Here is a 19,670-nt window from a genome sequence, read left to right on the forward strand (position 1 = left end):
GCTTTTTCATAGGGGCTGACTTAAATCAGTGCTGAGCTGCCGTTTTCACCGCGCGCAGGATCACGAATTTCTGGTTGGTGGCGATAGTGGTGCAGTTGCCAAACAGACGACGCAGCTTCTGGTAGTAATCCAGATGACGGTTGCCCACGATACGCAGTTCACCGCCGGTTTGCAGACAACGTTTTGCGTCGCAGAACATGCGCCACGCGGTGTCATCGCTGATAACCGTGCCCTGATGGAACGGCGGGTTACACAATACGGCGTGAAGGGTTTCGCGTTCAACTCCGGCCAGCATGTTGTTCACTTCGAAATGACAACGGCTGACATCCTGCGGCAAATTGTTTTCGACGTTAATCCGGCTCGATTCCACCGCCATATAAGACTCATCGACGAACAGCATTTCAGCATCCGGGTTCAGCGCCAGCGCGGTCATGCCGATTACGCCGTTGCCGCAGCCCAGATCTGCCATGCGGCCTTCGATGCCTTCCGGCAAATGCTGCATGAAGAAGCGCGCGCCGATATCCAGCCCGCCGCGTGAGAACACGTTCGCATGGTTGGAGATACGGAACTCACTGTCATCCAGCGCCCATTCGGAAATCACCGGTTCAGCGGTTTGCGCAGGCAACGTTGCTTCGCAATGGATCAGACGGGCTTTTTTCCACGCCAGACTGGTTTTGGTCGGGCCGAGGATTTTCTCGAACAGCTGCAAGGTCGAGGTGTGAATATCACGGGCTTTGGCACCGGCGATAATCTGGGTGTCCGGCGTGACGACTTCACGCAGCGCCAGCAGTTGTTGTTCCAGCAGCGCCAGCGTTTTTGGCACTTTGATGATGACCAGACCCGGATTGATCGGCAACGGCACCAGACTGCTTTGCGCCGCCACGCTGTCTTCGTCAAAACCGTTAATGCGCAGGTTATGGCGCATCGCCAGCTGGCTCATGAAAGAATCATTGATGCTGGTCGGATTGTATGGCTGCAAGGCGCAGGCCAGCGTGCCAAACGCATCGTTAAAAATCAGCAGCGGACGGCCGTTGAGCGCGCCGGTGTTCAGGTTTTGCAGCAGATACTCATCAGCCGCTTCCCATGCCTGCAACTGCGTTGCCGCTTCTTCCAGCGGATAACGTTCCAGACGCAGTTGCAATAACTGACCACCTGTTTCGGTTTCAAATTGGCTCATTGGCCCTCCTCAATATTCAATTTGCGCTGTTTATCCCTTAATTTGGTCTATCAGTAAAACGTTTTTTCAGTTAAAAAGGGGTTTATCTGCCGGACTGGCGCGATCGTAACGAAAACCCCGCTTACCGGTATGGCATCTTTTCCCCGTCAATAAGAGACAAAGCAAACAGTTATGCCTGAATTGACCTATCTGCAAGGCTATCCCGAGAATCTTCAGGCTCAGGTGCGCCAGTTAATCGAACAGGAACGTTTAGGTAAAGTGTTGCTGACGCGATACCCCGAGCCGCACGAGCTGACCACTGACAAATCGCTCTATCAGTATACGCTGGACCTGAAAAACCAGTTTTTGCGCAGTTCGTCGCCGTTAAGCAAAGTGGCTTATGACAATAAAATCCACGTGATGAAGCATGCGCTGGGCCTGCATACGGCGATTTCCCGCATTCAGGGCGGCAAACTGAAAGCCAAAGCGGAAATTCGCGTCGCCACCGTTTTTAAAAGCGCGCCGGAAGCTTTCCTCAAAATGATCGTGGTTCACGAACTCGCGCACCTGAAAGAAAAAGAACATAACAAAGCGTTCTACAGCCTTTGCTGCCACATGACGCCGGACTATCATCAGTTAGAATTTGATACGCGCATGTATCTGACGCATCTCGAAATATTCGGCAAGTTATATCAATAATGAATTATCCACTTATCTATAGGGAATACATATGATTCGCTTTGCAGTCGTCGGCACCAACTGGATCACCCAGCGTTTCATTGATGCCGCACACGAAAGCGGTAAGATGAAACTGACCGCGATTTACTCCCGCACGCTGGAAGGCGCGAAAAAACTTGGCGAGGATTATCCGGTCGAGCATTATTTTGATTCCCTTGAGGAAATGGCCGCGTCTGACTTAATTGATGCCGTCTACATCGCCAGCCCGAATTCCCTGCACTGTCCGCAATCCCTGCTGTTTCTCAGCCATAAAAAACACGTGATTTGCGAGAAACCGCTGGCCTCAAATCTGGCAGAAGCCGAAAGCCTGATTGCCTGCGCGAAAGAAAATAACGTAGTGCTGTTCGAAGCGTTTAAAACAGCCTATCTGCCGAATTTCCTGCACATGAAAGGCGCGCTCAGCCGTATCGGTACGCTGCGCAAAGCCATTCTGAATTACTGTCAGTATTCATCACGTTATCCGCGCTATCTGGCCGGTGAAAACCCGAATACTTTCAACCCGGCGTTTTCTAACGGGTCGATTATGGATATCGGTTATTACTGCCTGGCGAGCGCCATTTCGCTGTTTGGCGAGCCGGGATCCGTGACCGCCACCGCCGTCCTGCTGGAAAGCGGCGTCGACGGTCAGGGCACGGTGATTTTGTCTTATGCGGATGATTTCGAAGTGGTGATTAACCATTCTAAAATCAGTGATTCCCTTCTGCCGAGTGAAATTCAGGGCGAAGAAGGAACGTTGCAGATGGAGAAACTGTCAGAATGCCAGACGCTCACCCTGACGCCACGCGGCGGCCAGAAGCTGGATCTGACGCAGCCACAACACATCAATACCATGCTGTATGAAGCAGAAACTTTTGCGATTCTGGTCGATAACCAGTTCGTCGCGCACCCGGGGCTGGAAGTCTCGCGCATCACCGCCAAAGTGCTGACGGAAATCCGTCGTCAGACCGGTGTGGTGTTTCCGGCCGATAATCAGCCTTAATGTTCCGCAGGTCACGGGAGTAACAGATGATAGCACCCGGTCAGAAACCGCTGTTGATTTTACAAACCGGCCACGCGCCGGAGCCCATCCGCCGCGCGCACGATAACTTCCCGCAGATGTTTATCCGTCAGGGGGATATCGATCCGCAGCAGGTAGTGATTGTGGATTTGCAGGCGGGCGAACGTCCGCTGCCGCCGGAAAACTATTGCGGAGCCATCATTACCGGTTCGCGCAGCATGGTGACGGAACATCTGGCGTGGAGCGAAGAAGCCGCCGACTGGGTACGTCTGGGCATGTTGCAGGAATTACCGATGTTCGGTGCCTGCTACGGCCATCAGCTGATGGCGTATGCGCTGGGCGGCGAGGTGGATTACCATCCGCAGGGCATTGAAGTTGGCACGCACGAAGTCACGCTGACGCCTGCGGGACATCTCGATCCGCTGGTGTCGCAGCTTCCGGCGCAGTTCGCGGCCAATCTGATCCATCTGCAAACCGTCATTACGCCGCCCGCCACGGCGACGGTGCTGGCGAAAACGCAGCATGATCCGCATCAGATCCTGCGTTACGGTCCGAATGCAGTCAGCACCCAGTTCCATCCGGAGTTCAGTCTGGCGGTGATGAAAACGTATCTGTCCTGGCTGGGTTCCATTGCAGAAGATGACCGCGTGGACTTTGCTCATCAGGCTCAGCAACTTAGCGAAACGCCGCTCAGTCAGGGGCTGCTGCTCTCCTTCGTGGGGGCGCTCGGTAAGCGTCAGGCACTGGCGGGATAATGACCCATAATGTTTCTGAATGTTTGACATTCGACACATTTTGCATTAATTTGCGAGCTGCAAAGGGGAGTAACTTCTTCGTCGGATAATCGTCATTACGGTGTCTGGACCCGCGCTTAGCGTCGTCTCAGCCACCCGGTTACCGGGCAACCAGATCTGTATTCTTCATGAATACATCTCGTTGTAAGTGAGACCTTGCCGGAAGGCGAGGTTTGCTTACAGCTCAGAGAGAGCGGCTAACGTCTTCCGACGCTGGCCGTTTTTTTTTGATGTTTTTTCGAGGATACCGCAATGATGAACTCCGTTGGCAACCCGATGTTATGGGGCTCTTTTGCCGTGGTCGTGATAATTATGCTCGCGTTCGACCTGCTGTTACAGGGTCGCAAAGGCGCGCAAACCATGAGCATGAAAAGTGCTGCGATGTGGTCGCTGGTGTGGATTGGCCTGTCATTACTGTTTAACTTCGGCTTCTGGTGGTATCTGAACGGCGAGTTTGGCCGCGAAGTGGCAGATGCCAAAGCAACAATGTTCCTGACCGGTTACCTGCTGGAAAAAGCGCTGGCGGTGGATAACGTCTTCGTCTGGCTGATCCTGTTCAGCTACTTCTCCATCCCGGCTAACCTGCAACGCCGTGTGCTGGTTTACGGCGTGCTCGGCGCCATCGTTCTGCGTACCGGTATGATATTCGCCGGCAGCTGGCTGGTGGGGCAATTCAGCTGGATTTTATACGTGTTTGGCGCGTTCCTGTTGTTCACCGGTATCAAGATGGCGCTGGCGAAAGACGATGACGGCGAAGTAGGCGAAAAACCGATGATCCGCTGGCTGCGCAGTAAGATGCGTATGACCGACGATTTGCAGGGCGAGAAATTCTTCGTACGCCGCAACGGTATCTTGTTCGCCACACCGCTGTTGCTGGTGCTGATTATGGTTGAACTCAGCGATGTGATTTTCGCGGTCGACAGTATTCCGGCCATCTTCGCCGTGACCACTGACCCGTTCATCGTGCTGACGTCTAACCTGTTCGCGATCCTCGGCCTGCGTGCAATGTACTTCCTGCTGGCGGGCGTGGCGGAACGTTTCTCCATGCTGAAATACGGTCTGGCAGTGATCCTGATCTTCATCGGTATTAAAATGCTGCTGCTGGATGTGTTCCACATTCCGGTAGGGATTTCGCTCGGTGTGATCGCGTCGATTCTGATTATCACCCTGCTCATCAACACCTGGGTGAACCGTCGTAACGACCGTAAAAACAAAGCGCAGTCGTAAGATTCAGGCGGAATAAAACAAAAGCGCGGCCGCTTCACCGGTCGCGCTTTTTTATGGGATTACTTCTGAACCGGTACCGCGCCCAGTAATTTCTCCAGCGGATAGACTACCGCCAGCACCAGTTCATCCTGCACTTTGGCGGCATCGTCCAGCGCGGCCTGCGCCTGCTGGCGTTCCTGCACACTCAGCGTTTCCCCTTTTTGCAGTTTCTCCAGCCAGACCAGCCCTTGCGAAGACAGCGCACCCAGCTGTTCCGCCACCGGCTGCAATGGTCTGAGCACAGAGTTTTGCACCAGCACCGGTTTTACCTGTTCCGCGCTGCGTTGCCAGTTCTCTAACTGCCCGCGTGCCGCGTGAGCTGCCTGCGGATTTTTCGGATCCGCCACCAGCGTTTCGATCTGCGCGGCGAACTCGCGTACCGCATTGCTTTCCGCCGGTAATGCATCCGCCAGACGGTTCAGCGGTTCGGCCTGCGTGTAATGTCCGGCCTGGAATTTGATGTGCTGGCGGGTGTAATACTGCGCCGGTTCGAGCGCGGTCGAGAAACTCAGCAACGGTGCAATGTCCGTGCTGTTGGAAAGCCGCGTCATCAGCCGCGCCGCCTCGGCGTGCTGTTGCAGCCCGACCGACACCACCGACCAGGCGTCGATTTTCGCCAGACGCTGATACATGTTGCGGGTATCTTTGACGTCCTGCGCCGACCACAGGCGCTCTGCGACCACAAATCCGCGCGGCCAGAGTTTCAGATCGAGAATTTGCGACGTGATGTTTTCCTGCCACAGCGCCGCTTCGCCACCGAGAATATTTTTCATATTTTCAGCGTCTGGCACCACCGGCGGCTGGCCGTCAGGCACCGTGCTGAGCGGGCCACCGGTCACCGGATAACGCGCGTTACCAATAATGAAATAGCCGCTGAATTTACCGTCTTTCAGGGTCAGCACCGGGCGCGTGTCGCCCATCCAGGTATCGACGGCGAAACTGACTTTGCCGTCGTCCTGCCAGACAATATCGCGCACCTCACGGCGGGTTTTTCCGGTGAAATCGATGAATCCGCGCCAGCCGTTTTTACCTTCAATCAGCGTAAAGCTACCGTCCACCGGTTTGCCTTTCAGGCGCGGCATGTTGAATTTCCAGCTTTGCGCTTTTTCACCGTCAGCAACGTTCTGATCAACGCCAAGCGGCTGCGGCAGAATTTCATTGCGATAGTGATACGCGGCGCTGTGCGGCTGATCAAGATAGAAGCCGGTCGACAGAATGCCCTGATAACCTTTCTGCGCGCTGGCTCCGAGGGAATCCGGGCCCTGCCATGACTGGATCACAATGTCGTGCGGCAGATCAGGGTGGAAGATTTCGTCCCAGCCGACCATTTTGCGCTGATGCTGGTGCAGGATCGTCTGGAGCCGGGTGTTGAAATACGCCTGCAACGCGTGCGTATCAGCGATGCCTTTTTCTTTCATAAATGCCTGGATCGGTTTGGACGTTTTCCACTGTGTGGCGTCCACTTCATCACCGCCGATGTGCAGATACGGATCGGGGAAGATCTGCGTCAGTTCGCCGACGATGGCATCCGCAAAGGCATAGACTTTTTCATTGGACGGATCGAGTGTCGGTTCATGCACGCCCCAGGATCGTTCCATTTGGTACGGCCCCGGTGCGCTGAGCAGTTCCGGATACGCCACCGCAATTGCCGACGCGTGACCCGGCATGTCGATTTCCGGCACCACGCGGATCCCAAGCTGCGTGGCGTAAGCCACCACGTCTTTCATCTGCGCGACGGTATAAAACTGCCCGTCACTGGCCAGTTCCTGCAATTTTGGATACTTCTGCGATTCGAAGCGCCAGCCCTGATCGTCACTCAGATGCCAGTGCAGGACGTTAAATTTTGCCGCCGCCATGCCGTCGAGCTGGCGTTTGATATCCGCGACCGGCAGGAAATGACGGGCGGAATCGAGCAGAACGCCACGCCAGGCAAAGCGCGGCTGATCGTGAACGGTAACCAGCGGAATAAAGGTATTTTCACCGTCGTTCTGCACCAGCTGTAGCAGCGTTTCCATGCCGCGCATCGCACCGAAACGGGTATTGGCGGTGAGCGTAGCGCCCTGCGGCGTCACGGTTAACTGGTAACTTTCGTCGCTGTCCGGCATGGGCTGCGCGGCAACTTTCTGTTTGATCTCAATGTTGATTGCGGGATGTTCGCCCGCGCTGCCAGTATTTTGCGGCAACAGATACCAGCCGGTTTGCTGCGCCAGGCGCTCGCGCCAGTGGCTCACTTCCGGCATCAGTGCGTCGCCTTTAACCTGAATTTGCAGCGCATCGTTAAGCACAAATTTGCCCGCAGGCGAGGTTATTTCTACCTGCTGCGGCCACGGCATCAGCGGCAGATTCCCTGCCGGAGCAGCGAAAGCGGAGGCGGTCAGAAATAATGAAGTCACGAGAAGGGTACGGCGAAAAGGCAATAACATCGGTGAAATTCCTCAAAGATAAAAGCTGGCCTTCATAGCCCGCTGAAACGTAAAGGAATAACTATAGACGACGGATAAAAAAAGACGGTGACTGTGTTAACAATCACCGTCTTCCGGTTACCGCTCAGGTTTTACTGCCAGCCGTAACGGCGCACAAACCAGCCTTTCACGCACTGTGTCAGCACCATGTAACCCGCCAGGATCGCGATAAGCCACGGGAAGTAGCTCAGCGGCAGAGCCTGCAATTGCAGGAATCCGGCGACCGGCGAGTAGATCAGCGCGATACCGGTAATCACCACCATCAGCGTCATGATGCACAGCGGCCAGGATGCGCGGCTCTGGATGAACGGCACCTTGCGCGTGCGGATCATATGCACAATCAGCGTCTGTGAAAGCAGCCCTTCAATGAACCAGCCGGACTGGAACAGCGTCTGCGCTTCAACGGTATTGGCTTTAAACACCCACCACATCAGGCTGAAGGTCAGAATGTCGAACACGGAGCTGATCGGCCCGAAGAACACCATAAAGCGGCCGATATCCCCGGCGTTCCAGCGCTGCGGTTTCGCCAGCTGCTCTTCATCGACGTTATCAAACGGGATCGCCACCTGAGACACATCGTAAATCAGGTTCTGAATTAACAGGTGCAGCGGCAACATCGGCAGGAACGGCAGGAAGGCGCTGGCAACCAGCACGCTGAAGACGTTCCCGAAGTTAGAACTGGCGGTCATTTTTATGTATTTCAGCATGTTGGCGAACGTTCTGCGCCCTTCCGTCACGCCCTGTTCCAGCACCATCAGGCTTTTTTCCAGCAGGATAATGTCGGCGGCCTCTTTGGCGATATCCACCGCGGAATCCACAGAAATACCGATATCCGCCGCACGCAGCGCCGGTGCATCATTAATGCCATCGCCCATAAATCCGACCACATGCCCTTCACCGCGCAGCACGCGCACGATGCGTTCTTTGTGCATCGGCGTCAGTTTGGCAAATACCGTGGTCTGACGTGCCACGTGCAGCAGCTGTACGTCGTCGAGTTCGTCGATATCGCTGCCCGTCAGTACGTTATCCGCCTTTAAGCCGACGTCTTTGCAGACTTTACGCGCCACCAGCGGGTTGTCGCCGGTAAGAATTTTGACGGTCACGCCTTTGCGTTGCAGGGCTTCCAGCGCCGGAGCAGTGCTCTCTTTTGGCGGATCGAGGAACGCGATATATCCGGCCAGAATCAGGCTGGATTCGTCCGTCACGCCGTAACCCTGCGTGCGGGAAGGCATGACTTTATGAGCAACCGCGACCACGCGCAGCCCCTGCTGATTGAGGTCGTCAGTAATACGGCGAATTCGCCCGAGCAGCACATCGGTCAGTGGCACAATCTCACCATTGAGCTGCACCAGGGTACAAATCGACAACATTTCTTCCAGCGCGCCTTTACAAATCAGACGGTGATTCTGGTCGTTTTCTGCCACCACCACGGACATACGGCGGCGGTCGAAATCAAACGGAATTTCATCAACTTTCAGGGAATTGTGTGCCTGGCTGGCATCACCGGCTTCCAGCACTGCCACGTCGAGCAGATTTTTCAGGCCGGTCTGGTAATGGCTGTTCAGCCACGCCAGGTGCAGCACGTCATCGCTGGTCACGCCAAGCACGTCGGTGTGGCGTTCGAGGACGATTTTATCCTGCGTCAGCGTGCCGGTTTTGTCGGTGCAGAGAATGTCCATCGCGCCGAAGTTCTGGATCGCGTCCAGACGTTTGACGATGACTTTCTGGCGCGACAGTTTCACCGCTCCTTTCGCCAGCGTGGACGTCACAATCATCGGCAGCATTTCAGGCGTCAGCCCGACCGCGACGGACAGCGCAAACAGCGCCGCTTCCCACCAGTCGCCTTTGGTGTAGCCGTTGATCACCAGAACGACGGGCGTCATCACCATCATAAAGCGGATCAGCAGCCAGCTGACTTTGCTGATACCCGCCTGAAAAGCGTTCGGCTGGGTATCTTCCTGCACCACGCGTTCGGCCAGCTGGCCGAACCAGGTTTTGTTGCCGGTCGCAATCACCATCGCGATTGCCGTGCCGCTCACCACGTTGGTGCCCATGAAGCACAGGGTATTCAGTTCAAGCGGATCGTTAGCAATGGGTTTCTTTTCGCAGGCGTGTTTTTCCACCGGCAGGGATTCACCGGTCAGCGCCGCCTGGCTGATAAACAGATCCTTGGCGGAGAGAATACGCAAATCCGCCGGGATCATATCGCCCGCCGACAGCTTAATCAGATCGCCCGGCACCAGGTGGCTGATGGCAATTTCGACCGTTTCACTGCGGCCGGTTTGCGCATCACTGCGCAGCACGGTCGCGGTGTTGCTGACCATCGCTTTCAGCGCATCGGCCGCTTTATTGGAACGCGCTTCCTGGATGAAGTGCATGAACGTCGAGATAAACACCATCGCGCCGATGACCAGCGCGGCGGTCAGATCGTCGGTGGCGTAAGACACCATGCCGAGGACGGTCAGCAGCAAATTGAAAGGGTTGCGGTAGCAGTGCCACAGGTGCAGCCACCACGGCGCAGGTTGCTGATCGCCGGTCTGATTCAGGCCGGAGACTTCGCGGATCGCCTCAGCTTCCTGCTCGGTCAGCCCTTCAGGATGGCTGTCAAACTGCAGGTAAAGCTGGTCTTCTGTCGCACGGGCACAGGCCTGACAATGCGCGGCCATCGCCGCAGGTACCGCCTGTGCGGCGCGGCCTGGAACGGTTTCAAGCATCGGGTCGCGACGAACTAAACGACGCGGAAGGTTGCGGCTGAGCGCATCGAGCAACCGGGAAGTTATATTTTTGAACATCATTCGCACCTTTGTTGCGCCCACGGCTAAGCCGCCATAAGCATGGCAAAAGGATTTCTAAAAACAGGGCGAACGAAAAAACGTGCACCACTGCTCACCAGATAACGTCACGGCAAGCAGCAGCAAAAGGCGGGTGCTTACCGGATCACAACGGACTTACTGAGTTGGGGTCGGGTTCCATCAGGTTTTCACCTCCGGTAAGGAACAATTTGGAAATTCATAGCCGTCGGGCAGGAAAATCCGTTAGGGTAATCAGGAATAAGTGGATATACCTTCGATAATTCGCGCAGTATACGCTGGTGAACTGCAACCAAAATTAAACCTGATCAAGTTATTAATCATTCATCAAACAACCATACTAAATAACTATGCAAAATCGCCTGACCATCAATGACATTGCCCGCCTGAGCGGCGTCGGAAAATCCACGGTATCGCGCGTGCTGAATAATGAAGGCAATGTCAGCCCGCAAACCCGTGAGCGCGTTTTGCAGGTGATTGAGCAGGAGCATTTCAGCCCGTCAAAATCGGCACGCGCTATGCGCGGTTTCAGCGACAAAATTGTGGCAATTATCGTTTCGCGTCTGGATTCCCCTTCCGAGAATCAGGCGGTGCGCGCCATGCTGCCGTTGTTTTATCAGCAGGGCTACGACCCAATTGTGCTGGAAAGCCAGTTCAGCGCCGAACGCGTGAAAGAGCATTTGCAGGTGCTGAAGCAGCGTAATATCGACGGCGTGGTGTTGTTTGGTTTTACCGGATTGTCCGCGCAAATGCTGTCGCCGTGGAAAGATAAGCTGGTGATGCTGGCGCGCGATATGCCGGGGTTGTCTTCGGTCTGCTACGACGATGCGGGCGCGGTTCAGCTGCTGATGCAAAAATTGCTGGCGCAGGCTATCCGGTCGGTTGGCTTTATCGGCGTTTCGCCGCACGACACCACCACCGGGCAACGGCGCAGCGAGGCGTACCGGGCTTTTTGTCAGGAACATCATCTCACGCCGCACATTGCGCTGGGTGAACTCACCTATCAGAGCGGTTTTGAGCTGATCTCGCAACTGCTCGGCCGCAATATTCAGGCGGTAATTTGCGCCTCCGACACCATTGCAATTGGTGCGCAGAAATACCTGCAACAACAGCAAATCCGCGACGTACAGGTTTGCGGTATCGGGAATAACCCGTTGCTGCATTTTCTATTTCCGCAATCCCTGTCGGTTGAACTCGGCTATGGCGCGGGTGGAGAAGCCGCCGCGAAGCAGCTTCTGGCGCAGCTCGACGGTTCCGCGACGCTGCAACAGCTGATTATTCCCTGCCAGCTCGCCGTCTGATTTTCCCCTCTTTGATTTTCTGAATAACAGAAACTTTGTGATCGTCCCGGCAAAACCGGGAACGTTCCCGGACAAGTTCCCACCGGCTTCGCTATGCTTGAACCGTTCCCTACCTCAACAACAAATTTACGCATATCGATAAAAGGCCACCTCCTATGAGTAAGGTAAAACAACAGGATGTTGATCAGCTGATCGCCCTCGTGGGCGGCAGTGACAATATCGCCATGGTGACTCACTGCATCACGCGTCTTCGCTTTGTCCTCAATGATCCGTCCAAAGCTGATCCGAAGGGCCTCGAAACCCTGCCGATGGTGAAAGGTTGCTTCACCAACGCCGGTCAGTTTCAGGTCGTCATCGGCCCGGAAGTGGACGATTACTACAAAGTGCTGATCGCCAGCACCGGCAAAAGCGAAGCCGGCAAAGAACAGGCGAAAGTGGCTGCACGCCAGAATATGAGCTGGTTCGAACGCAGCATTTCGCATTTCGCTGAAATCTTCTTCCCGCTGTTACCGGCGCTGATCAGCGGCGGTCTGATCCTCGGTTTCCGTAACGTTATCGGCGATATTCCGATGAGCGGCGGGCAGACGCTGGCGCAGATGCACCCGCTCTGGCAATCCATTTACGACTTCCTGTGGTTGCTGGGCGAGGCGGTGTTTATGTTCCTGCCGGTGGCCGTATGCTGGTCAACCGTGAAGAAAATGGGCGGAACGGAAATTCTCGGCATCGTACTGGGGATCACGCTGGTTTCGCCGCAGCTGATGAACTCCTACAACCTCGGTCAGCAAATTCCTGAAGTGTGGAATTTCGGCTGGTTCACCATCGAAAAAGTCGGTTATCAGGCGCAGGTTATTCCTTCCGTTCTTGCCGGTATGGCGCTGGCGATGATTGAAAATGGCCTGAAACGCATCGTGCCAAATTACCTGTATCTGGTGATTGTGCCTGTTACATCGCTGATTATTGCCGTCTTCCTGGCGCATACGCTGATCGGACCGTTTGGCCGTATGATCGGCGACGGAGTGGCCTTTGCGGTGAAATTCGTGATGACCGGCAGCCTCGCGCCAGTCGGTGCCGCGCTGTTTGGTTTCCTGTATGCGCCGCTGGTGATCACCGGTGTACATCAGACCACGCTCGCCATCGACATGCAGATGGTACAAAGCACGGGCGGAACCCCGGTCTGGCCACTGATCGCGCTGTCCAACATTGCGCAGGCCGCGGCCGTTGTCGGCGTGATTATTGTCAGCCGTAAACACAACGAGCGTGAGATTTCCGTGCCTGCGGCGATTTCCGCCTTCCTTGGCGTGACCGAACCGGCGATGTACGGGATCAACCTGAAATACCGCTTCCCGATGCTCTGCGCGATGATCGGCTCGGCGTTTGCCGGTCTGATTTGCGGCCTGTTCCACGTGACCGCTAATGGCATTGGTGTCGGCGGATTGCCGGGCATTTTGTCCATCAAGCCACAGTTCTGGAGTATCTACGCGCTGGCGATGCTGGTGGCGATTGTGGTGCCGATTATCCTGACTGTGCTGGTTTATCAGCGCAAAGCCCGCCGTGGCGAACTGGCAGTGGTGTAAGACATTTAAGAAGGAAAATGGAATGAACAGCGAATTGCCGTGGTGGAAAAACGGCGTGATTTACCAGATTTATCCAAAGAGTTTTCAGGACACCACGGGCAGCGGCACCGGTGATATTAACGGCATCACGCAGCGTCTGGATTACCTGAAAACGCTGGGCGTCGATGCGATTTGGCTGACGCCGATGTACCTTTCACCGCAGATTGATAACGGTTACGACGTAGCAGATTATTGCGCGATTGACCCGGCTTACGGCACGCTGGACGATTTCGAGCGGCTGACTGCCGGGGCGCATCAGCGCGGGATCCGCATCGTGATGGATATGGTGTTTAACCATACGTCGACTCACCACGAGTGGTTCCGCCAGTCACAGGATCCGGGCAGCGCATTCCGCCCGTTTTATATCTGGCGCGACAGCGCAGCCGAAGGCGGCCCGCCAAATAACTGGCGTTCTAAATTTGGTGGCGGCGCCTGGCAGTGGCATGAAACCAGCGGACAATATTATCTGCACCTTTTCGCCACCGAACAGGCCGATCTTAACTGGGAATACCCGCCGGTACGCGAGGCGCTGAAAAAAGTCTGCCAGTTCTGGGCAGATAAAGGCGTCGACGGTTTGCGTCTGGATGTGATCAATCTGGTTTCCAAACAGCAGGATTTTCCGGCTGACGACACCGGCGATGGCCGCCGTTTTTACACCGACGGCCCGCGCATTCATGAGTTTTTGCAGGAATTCAGCCGCGATGTGTTTACACCCCTCGGGCTGATGACAGTCGGTGAAATGTCATCGACAAAACTGGAACATTGCCGCCAGTACGCCGCCAATGACGGCAGCGAACTGTCGATGACGTTTAACTTCCATCACCTGAAAGTTGATTACCATGACGGGCAAAAATGGACCGACGCGCCGCCGGATTTCGTGCAGCTCAAGCAGATTTTCCGCGAGTGGCAGCAGGGAATGCACGGCCACGCCTGGAACGCGCTGTTCTGGTGTAATCACGATCAGCCACGCATTGTCTCGCGCTTTGGCGATGAAGGCGCACTGCGCACGACGTCCGCAAAAATGCTGGCGATGGTGCTGCACGGTTTGCAGGGCACGCCGTACATCTATCAGGGTGAAGAAATCGGCATGACCAATCCGGGCTTTAAACACCTCGAGCAATACCGCGATGTGGAAAGCCTGAATATGTTTGCCGAACTGAAATCCGACGGGCGCAGCAACGAAGAGCTGCTGCGAATTCTGGCAAAGAAATCTCGCGATAACAGCCGCACACCGATGCAGTGGAACGCCGGGGAACAAGCCGGATTTACCACCGGCACGCCGTGGATTTCTGTCAGCCATAATGCGCAGGATATTAATACCGAACAGGCGCTGGCGGATAAAGATTCGGTGTTCTATCTCTATCAGCAACTGATCGCGCTGCGCAAAACCGTGCCGGTGCTGACGGAGGGCGATTATCAGGATTTGCTGCCTGAGCATCCGCAGTTGTGGTGCTATAAGCGTGAGGCTGACGGCCAAACGTTGCAGGTGATGGCGAATCTGAGCGGTGAAAATCAGGCCGCCGGTCTACCCGATTTCGGGGGCAAAACGCTGCTGAGCAACTATGGTGATGAACCGGTTTCCGGCAGCCTTCGTCCTTATGAATGCCGCTGGCAACTCCTCGAATAATCTGAATTTTCATCTTTGTCGGGTCAGTCACATCAGTGGCTGACCCGTTTGTTTTTTATGCATCTCCTTTAAAAACAACACGCAAAAAACAGGCCAGAATTAACATTTGTTCACCTATTCTTCCGACGAAAAAATTCTTTGTTTCAGGTCAATAAAATGACAATTAACGCTCGCGCAGATCCTACATCTAGTGTGTATAGTACACACCCAACCCAATATGTAGCGATTTCTCGCCTATCACCCACAACCGGCCTGTAAGCCTTGCGGGGCGCGGGAATGAGCGTAAAAGGAGTGTCATTGTGAAGGCAGACAGACTGGAATCCGTACCCGCAAAATCCAATAACAAAATGCAACCCATCGTGATCAAGCGGGATGGTTGTCAGGTCCCTTTCGATGAAGTTCTGATTAAACAAGCCGTACAACGCGCAGCCGCTGCCGCCGGTATCGACAGCGAGGATTATTGTGCGCAGGTCGCCCGCGTCGTGGCTGAAAGTCTGCAAGATCAGACGCGCGTCGATATTCATGACATACAGGATGCGGTCGAAAATCAGCTGATGGCGGGCCCGCATAAAAAACTGGCACGCGCCTATATCGAGTACCGCCACGACCGTGATGTGAAACGCGAAATGCGGGGACGCCTGAATCAGGAAATCCGCGGCCTGGTTGAACAAAGCAACATGGCGTTGCTCAACGAGAATGCCAACAAAGACAGTAAGGTGATCCCGACCCAGCGTGATCTGCTGGCGGGGATTGTCGCCAAGCATTATGCCAAACAACATATTTTGCCGCGTGACGTGGTGCTGGCGCATGAGCGCGGTGAAATCCATTACCACGATCTGGATTACTCGCCGTTCTTCCCGATGTTCAACTGTATGCTGATCGACCTCAAAGGCATGCTGAATCACGGTTTCAAAATGGGGAATGCGGAAATTGACACCCCGAAGTCAATTTCGACCGCAACCGCCGTTACCGCCCAGATTATCGCGCAGGTCGCCAGCCATATTTACGGCGGCACCACCATTAACCGTATCGATGAAGTGCTGGCTCCGTTCGTCACCGCAAGTTTTAACAAACATCGCCAGACTGCCGGAGAATGGCAGATTGCCGATGCGGATGCTTTTGCCCGTAACCGCACCGAAAAAGAATGTTATGACGCTTTTCAGTCGCTGGAATATGAAGTCAATACGCTGCACACCGCCAATGGTCAGACCCCGTTCGTTACTTTCGGTTTTGGTCTCGGCACGACGTGGGAATCGCGCCTGATCCAGCAATCCATTCTGCGCAACCGCATTGCCGGTTTGGGTAAAAACCGCAAAACGGCGGTGTTTCCAAAACTGGTGTTTGCCATCCGCGACGGCCTGAATCATAAAGCCGGTGATGCCAACTACGACATCAAGCAACTGGCTCTGGAATGCGCCAGCAAGCGTATGTATCCGGACATCCTCAATTATGATCAGGTGGTGAAAGTCACGGGTTCGTTCAAAACGCCGATGGGCTGCCGCAGCTTCCTGGGCGTGTATGAAGAAAACGGGGAAATGATCCACGAAGGCCGCAATAACATCGGCGTGATCAGCCTGAACCTGCCGCGTATTGCGCTGGAAGCGAACCGCGATGAAGCCGCATTCTGGACGCTGCTCGACGAACGTCTGCTGCTGGCCAAGAAAGCGCTGATGACCCGTATTGCGCGTCTCGAAGGCATCAAAGCCCGCGTCGCCCCCATCCTGTATATGGAAGGCGCGTGCGGTGTACGCCTGAAAGCCGACGATGATATTTCCGGCATCTTCAGGAATGGCCGCGCCTCGATTTCGCTCGGCTACATTGGCGTGCATGAAACCATTAACGCGCTGTTCGGCGACGAGACGCACGTATTCGATGCCAGCCAGTTACGCGAAAAAGCCGAGGCGATTGTTGCCCGTCTGAAAGCCGCCACGGAAAGCTGGAAAGACGAAACCGGCTACGGCTTCAGCCTGTACAGTACGCCAAGCGAAAACCTGTGCGACCGTTTCTGCCGTCTGGATAAAGCCGAATTCGGGCTGGTGGCAGGTGTGACCGATAAAGGTTATTACACCAACAGCTTCCATCTGGACGTCGAGAAGAAGGTGAATCCTTATGAAAAACTCGACTTCGAAGCGCCGTATCCGCCACTGAGCAACGGCGGTTTTATTTGCTACGGCGAGTATCCTAACCTGCAACACAACCTGAAAGCGCTGGAAGATGTGTGGGATTACAGTTACACCCGCGTGCCGTATTACGGCACCAATACGCCGATTGATGAGTGCTACGATTGCGGCTATACCGGCGAATTCGAATGCACCAGCAAAGGTTTCACCTGCCCGAAATGCGGCAATCACGAACCTTCACGCGTGTCAGTCACCCGCCGCGTCTGCGGCTATCTCGGCAGCCCGGATGCGCGTCCGTTTAACGCTGGCAAGCAGGAAGAAGTGAAGCGCCGGATTAAACATCTGGGTAACGGACAGCTGGGATAATGCAGTGAATTTTCATCAGTATTACCCGATAGATGTGGTCAACGGGCCGGGAACACGCTGCGTGCTGTTCGTTTCCGGCTGCGTCCATGAATGCCGCGGGTGCTATAACAAAAGCACCTGGCGGCTGGATTCCGGCAAGCCTTTTACGCAGGAAGACGAAGACCGCATCATCGCCGATCTGCAAAACACGGTGATCCCGCGTCAGGGTTTGACGCTTTCCGGCGGCGACCCGCTGCATCCGCAGAATCTGTCTGCGGTGCGTCAGCTTTTGTTACGCGTACAGGCGCAATGTCCGGGTAAAGACGTGTGGATGTGGACCGGTTATACGCTCGGCGAACTGAGTGCTGAACAGCAGGAAGTGACGACATTGATCAACGTGCTGGTCGACGGGAAATTCGTGCAGGAACTGAAAGACCCGTCGCTCATCTGGCGCGGCAGCGGCAATCAGGTGATTCATTATTTACGATAGACGCTTTTAAGAGGGGAAATCATCCCCCTCTTTTCTCTAAATTCCATTCAGCAAAAAATCAAACGCGTTTTTCACTTCATAGATTTCACCGTCGAGCTGTTTTATCCACTCACCGATTTCTTTCGGGGAAACACCTCCCAACATGTGCGTCATGGCAACATAATGCTGATGTTGGATTTTGAGCAACGGACAAAGTTTTTTAGGCGGAAAATCGATAAGCCGTGTCAACGGAATCAGCGGTACCATGACAGTATGGTGATAGCCCACGGCTGACGGATGATGAATATTCAGCAGAAAGGGATAGGCTGCTTTTCCTCCCCCCTTGTTGGTATAGATGGCGTACTGATCCATCAAAATGCGCGCTGATAGTCAGAAAAAGCCCCATATTCCTCTGCATATTTCTTTATGGCCTCAATCCCTTTCCTGTTCTCCCGCGCCCATATTTCAGTCGGTGTTTCAGGCATTACCTGAACAGGTAACTCATTGAATTCCATTGTTCTTGCTTCTGACATACATAATCCTTATGTGATTGACGGTTAAAACTTGCACGACTTAAAAAGTGTATTCCTCCGCTTTCACGCCGTAAACCGCCGATATGTATTCCTGCGAGACATCTTCCAACTCTTCACTTTCCTGCAACCAGACCTTCACCCAATTGTCACTTAGCACGCCCAAGATGATGCCAACGCCACACTGAGGTTTGCATCATGACCCTTTCAGACCGCTATCAATTTTCCCCTGCCACTGCCCGTTTATCCCGTGCGAGGTATTCATTGTGATGAACTTATCTAGACATCCGACCAGTCACACCACGGTTTATCAACAAATCGCTGCTGAACTGGAACAGGAACTGCGCAACGGTTACCGCTGCGGCGATTATCTGCCGCCGGAACAGCAGCTTGCCGAGCGCTTTAAGGTCAACCGCCACACGCTGCGCCGTGCGGTGGATGAGCTGGTTGATCGCGGATGGCTGCAACGCCGTCAGGGTATTGGCACGCTGGTGCTGATGCGCCCTTACGATTACCCGCTGCATTCACAGGCACGTTTCAGCCAGAACCTGCTGGATCAGGGCAGTCACCCGACCAGCGAACGTCTGCTGGCGGTGCTGCGTCCGGCGACCGATCACGTGGCGGCGGCGTTGTCCCGTCAGGAAGGCGACACCGTTATTCATCTGCGCACGCTGCGCCGCGTTAACGGTGTTCCGGTCTGTGTGATTGACCACTATTTACCTGATCTCGACTGGTGGCCTGCGTTGCAAAACTTCCATAACGGCTCGCTGCACGATTTTATCCGCGAAGAGATTAAGCAAAAGCTCAGCCGCCGCACCACCCGCATCAATGCCCGCCGCGCGCTGGCAAAAGAGAGCAAATTGCTCGAAATCGTCCCGCAGGCACCGCTGCTGTGTGTCCGCACCCTGAACATTTGTGAAGGCAGCGAGTCGGTGGCGGAATATTCCGTTAGCCTGACGCGCGCCGACATGATCGAACTGACCATGGAGCACTGAATGGATCACCTGCAAACCCGCCAGCGCTGGATGTCGGTGCTGGCTCACAGCCGCCCGGATGAACTGCTCGCGCACTGGCAACCGCTGAATCTGTCTCCGCAATTTGAACGCATCCGCGCCGCCGAAACCGGCCTGACGCAACTTCAGGGTCGCATGGGCGGTACCGGCAAACGTTTTGTGATGGGCGATATGACCGTCACCCGTGCCGTCATTCAGCTGGAAGGCGGTATCTATGGCTACAGCTACGTCAGCGGACGCAATAAAGCCCACGCTGAACTGTGCGCCGTTATCGATGGTTTATTGCAAATGCAGGGCATGGACGAACTGCTGCATAAACGCGTGATAGCACCGCTGGCTGCACTGCAACAGGAACGTCGTCAGCAGCGCGCACGTGAAGTGGCTGCCAGTCGCGTCGATTTCTTTACTCTGGTTCGCGGAGAATAATTC

16 protein-coding genes are annotated in these 19,670 nt (G+C 54.9%); 11 read left to right on the forward strand and 5 right to left on the reverse strand.

Going from position 1 to position 19,670, the window contains the following annotated elements; genetic code table 11:
• Positions 1–25: 25 nt before the first annotated feature.
• The gene (rlmG, locus tag J1782_RS20080; protein ID WP_152325247.1) at positions 26–1,177 is read right to left on the reverse strand and encodes a 23S rRNA (guanine(1835)-N(2))-methyltransferase RlmG; all 1,152 of its coding nucleotides are present in this window, start codon (positions 1,175–1,177) and stop codon (positions 26–28) included.
• A 171-nt stretch (positions 1,178–1,348) separates the two neighbouring features.
• Here rlmG and J1782_RS20085 point away from each other — a divergent pair, with 171 nt between their 5' ends.
• The 4 genes from J1782_RS20085 to J1782_RS20100 all read left to right on the forward strand — a co-directional run bounded on the left by J1782_RS20085 (position 1,349) and on the right by J1782_RS20100 (position 4,912).
• A complete protein-coding gene (locus tag J1782_RS20085; protein WP_112286754.1) occupies positions 1,349–1,855 on the forward strand; it encodes a M48 family metallopeptidase in 507 nt (168 codons plus the stop codon).
• 31 nt (positions 1,856–1,886) lie between these two features.
• Positions 1,887–2,873: a Gfo/Idh/MocA family protein gene (locus J1782_RS20090; RefSeq protein ID WP_217153792.1), complete on the forward strand. Its 987-nt coding sequence runs from the start codon at positions 1,887–1,889 to the stop codon at positions 2,871–2,873.
• Positions 2,874–2,899: 26 nt separating this feature from the next.
• Positions 2,900–3,646 carry a glutamine amidotransferase gene (locus J1782_RS20095; protein WP_152325249.1) on the forward strand — a complete coding sequence of 249 codons (747 nt, stop codon included), beginning with the start codon at positions 2,900–2,902 and terminating at the stop codon, positions 3,644–3,646.
• 294 nt (positions 3,647–3,940) lie between these two features.
• Positions 3,941–4,912, forward strand: coding sequence for a TerC family protein (locus J1782_RS20100; RefSeq protein ID WP_152325366.1), 972 nt, complete (start codon positions 3,941–3,943; stop codon positions 4,910–4,912).
• A gap of 59 nt (positions 4,913–4,971) precedes the next feature.
• On the opposite strand, the gene J1782_RS20105 is transcribed toward J1782_RS20100, so the two are convergent.
• Positions 4,972–7,374, reverse strand: a complete 2,403-nt coding sequence (locus J1782_RS20105) for a beta-N-acetylhexosaminidase (RefSeq protein ID WP_217153793.1) — start codon at positions 7,372–7,374, stop codon at positions 4,972–4,974.
• Positions 7,375–7,505: 131 nt separating this feature from the next.
• Positions 7,506–10,208, reverse strand: a complete 2,703-nt coding sequence (gene mgtA, locus J1782_RS20110; RefSeq protein ID WP_217153794.1) for a magnesium-translocating P-type ATPase — start codon at positions 10,206–10,208, stop codon at positions 7,506–7,508.
• A 365-nt stretch (positions 10,209–10,573) separates the two neighbouring features.
• On the opposite strand from mgtA, the gene treR reads away from it, so the two are divergent.
• From treR to nrdG, 5 genes are all read left to right on the forward strand, one after another.
• Positions 10,574–11,524 (forward strand): trehalose operon repressor TreR, encoded by a 951-nt coding sequence (gene treR / locus J1782_RS20115; RefSeq protein ID WP_217153795.1) that lies wholly within the window; start codon positions 10,574–10,576, stop codon positions 11,522–11,524.
• A gap of 155 nt (positions 11,525–11,679) precedes the next feature.
• A complete protein-coding gene (gene treB, locus J1782_RS20120; RefSeq protein ID WP_165058885.1) occupies positions 11,680–13,098 on the forward strand; it encodes a PTS trehalose transporter subunit IIBC in 1,419 nt (472 codons plus the stop codon).
• A 22-nt stretch (positions 13,099–13,120) separates the two neighbouring features.
• On the forward strand, positions 13,121–14,764 hold the full coding sequence (gene treC, locus J1782_RS20125) for an alpha,alpha-phosphotrehalase (RefSeq protein ID WP_217153796.1): 1,644 nt from the start codon (positions 13,121–13,123) through the stop codon (positions 14,762–14,764).
• Positions 14,765–15,111: 347 nt separating this feature from the next.
• On the forward strand, positions 15,112–17,250 hold the full coding sequence (nrdD, locus tag J1782_RS20130) for an anaerobic ribonucleoside-triphosphate reductase (RefSeq protein ID WP_217153837.1): 2,139 nt from the start codon (positions 15,112–15,114) through the stop codon (positions 17,248–17,250).
• Between the two features lie 4 nt (positions 17,251–17,254).
• Positions 17,255–17,719 (forward strand): anaerobic ribonucleoside-triphosphate reductase-activating protein, encoded by a 465-nt coding sequence (nrdG, locus tag J1782_RS20135; protein WP_217153797.1) that lies wholly within the window; start codon positions 17,255–17,257, stop codon positions 17,717–17,719.
• Between the two features lie 36 nt (positions 17,720–17,755).
• Here the strand turns inward: nrdG and J1782_RS20140 are convergent, their stop codons facing one another.
• Both J1782_RS20140 and J1782_RS20145 read right to left on the reverse strand, forming a co-directional pair.
• Entirely contained in the window at positions 17,756–18,070 is a 315-nt protein-coding gene (locus J1782_RS20140; protein ID WP_104923467.1) for a CcdB family protein, read from the reverse strand.
• Complete coding sequence (locus J1782_RS20145) at positions 18,070–18,231, reverse strand: type II toxin-antitoxin system CcdA family antitoxin (protein ID WP_217153798.1); 162 nt, start codon at positions 18,229–18,231, stop codon at positions 18,070–18,072. Before J1782_RS20145 ends, J1782_RS20140 begins: the two co-directional genes overlap by 1 nt.
• A 266-nt stretch (positions 18,232–18,497) precedes the next feature.
• Between J1782_RS20145 and phnF the strand changes: the two genes are divergently transcribed.
• Together phnF and phnG are read left to right on the forward strand one after the other, a co-directional pair.
• Positions 18,498–19,223 carry a phosphonate metabolism transcriptional regulator PhnF gene (gene phnF, locus J1782_RS20150; RefSeq protein WP_152325259.1) on the forward strand — a complete coding sequence of 242 codons (726 nt, stop codon included), beginning with the start codon at positions 18,498–18,500 and terminating at the stop codon, positions 19,221–19,223.
• Positions 19,224–19,667, forward strand: a complete 444-nt coding sequence (gene phnG / locus J1782_RS20155; protein ID WP_152325260.1) for a phosphonate C-P lyase system protein PhnG — start codon at positions 19,224–19,226, stop codon at positions 19,665–19,667. It abuts the gene before it with no gap.
• Positions 19,668–19,670: the final 3 nt, after the last annotated feature.

Source organism: Rahnella sp. BCC 1045 (genome assembly GCF_019049615.1).
Lineage (GTDB): Bacteria > Pseudomonadota > Gammaproteobacteria > Enterobacterales > Enterobacteriaceae > Rahnella > Rahnella contaminans.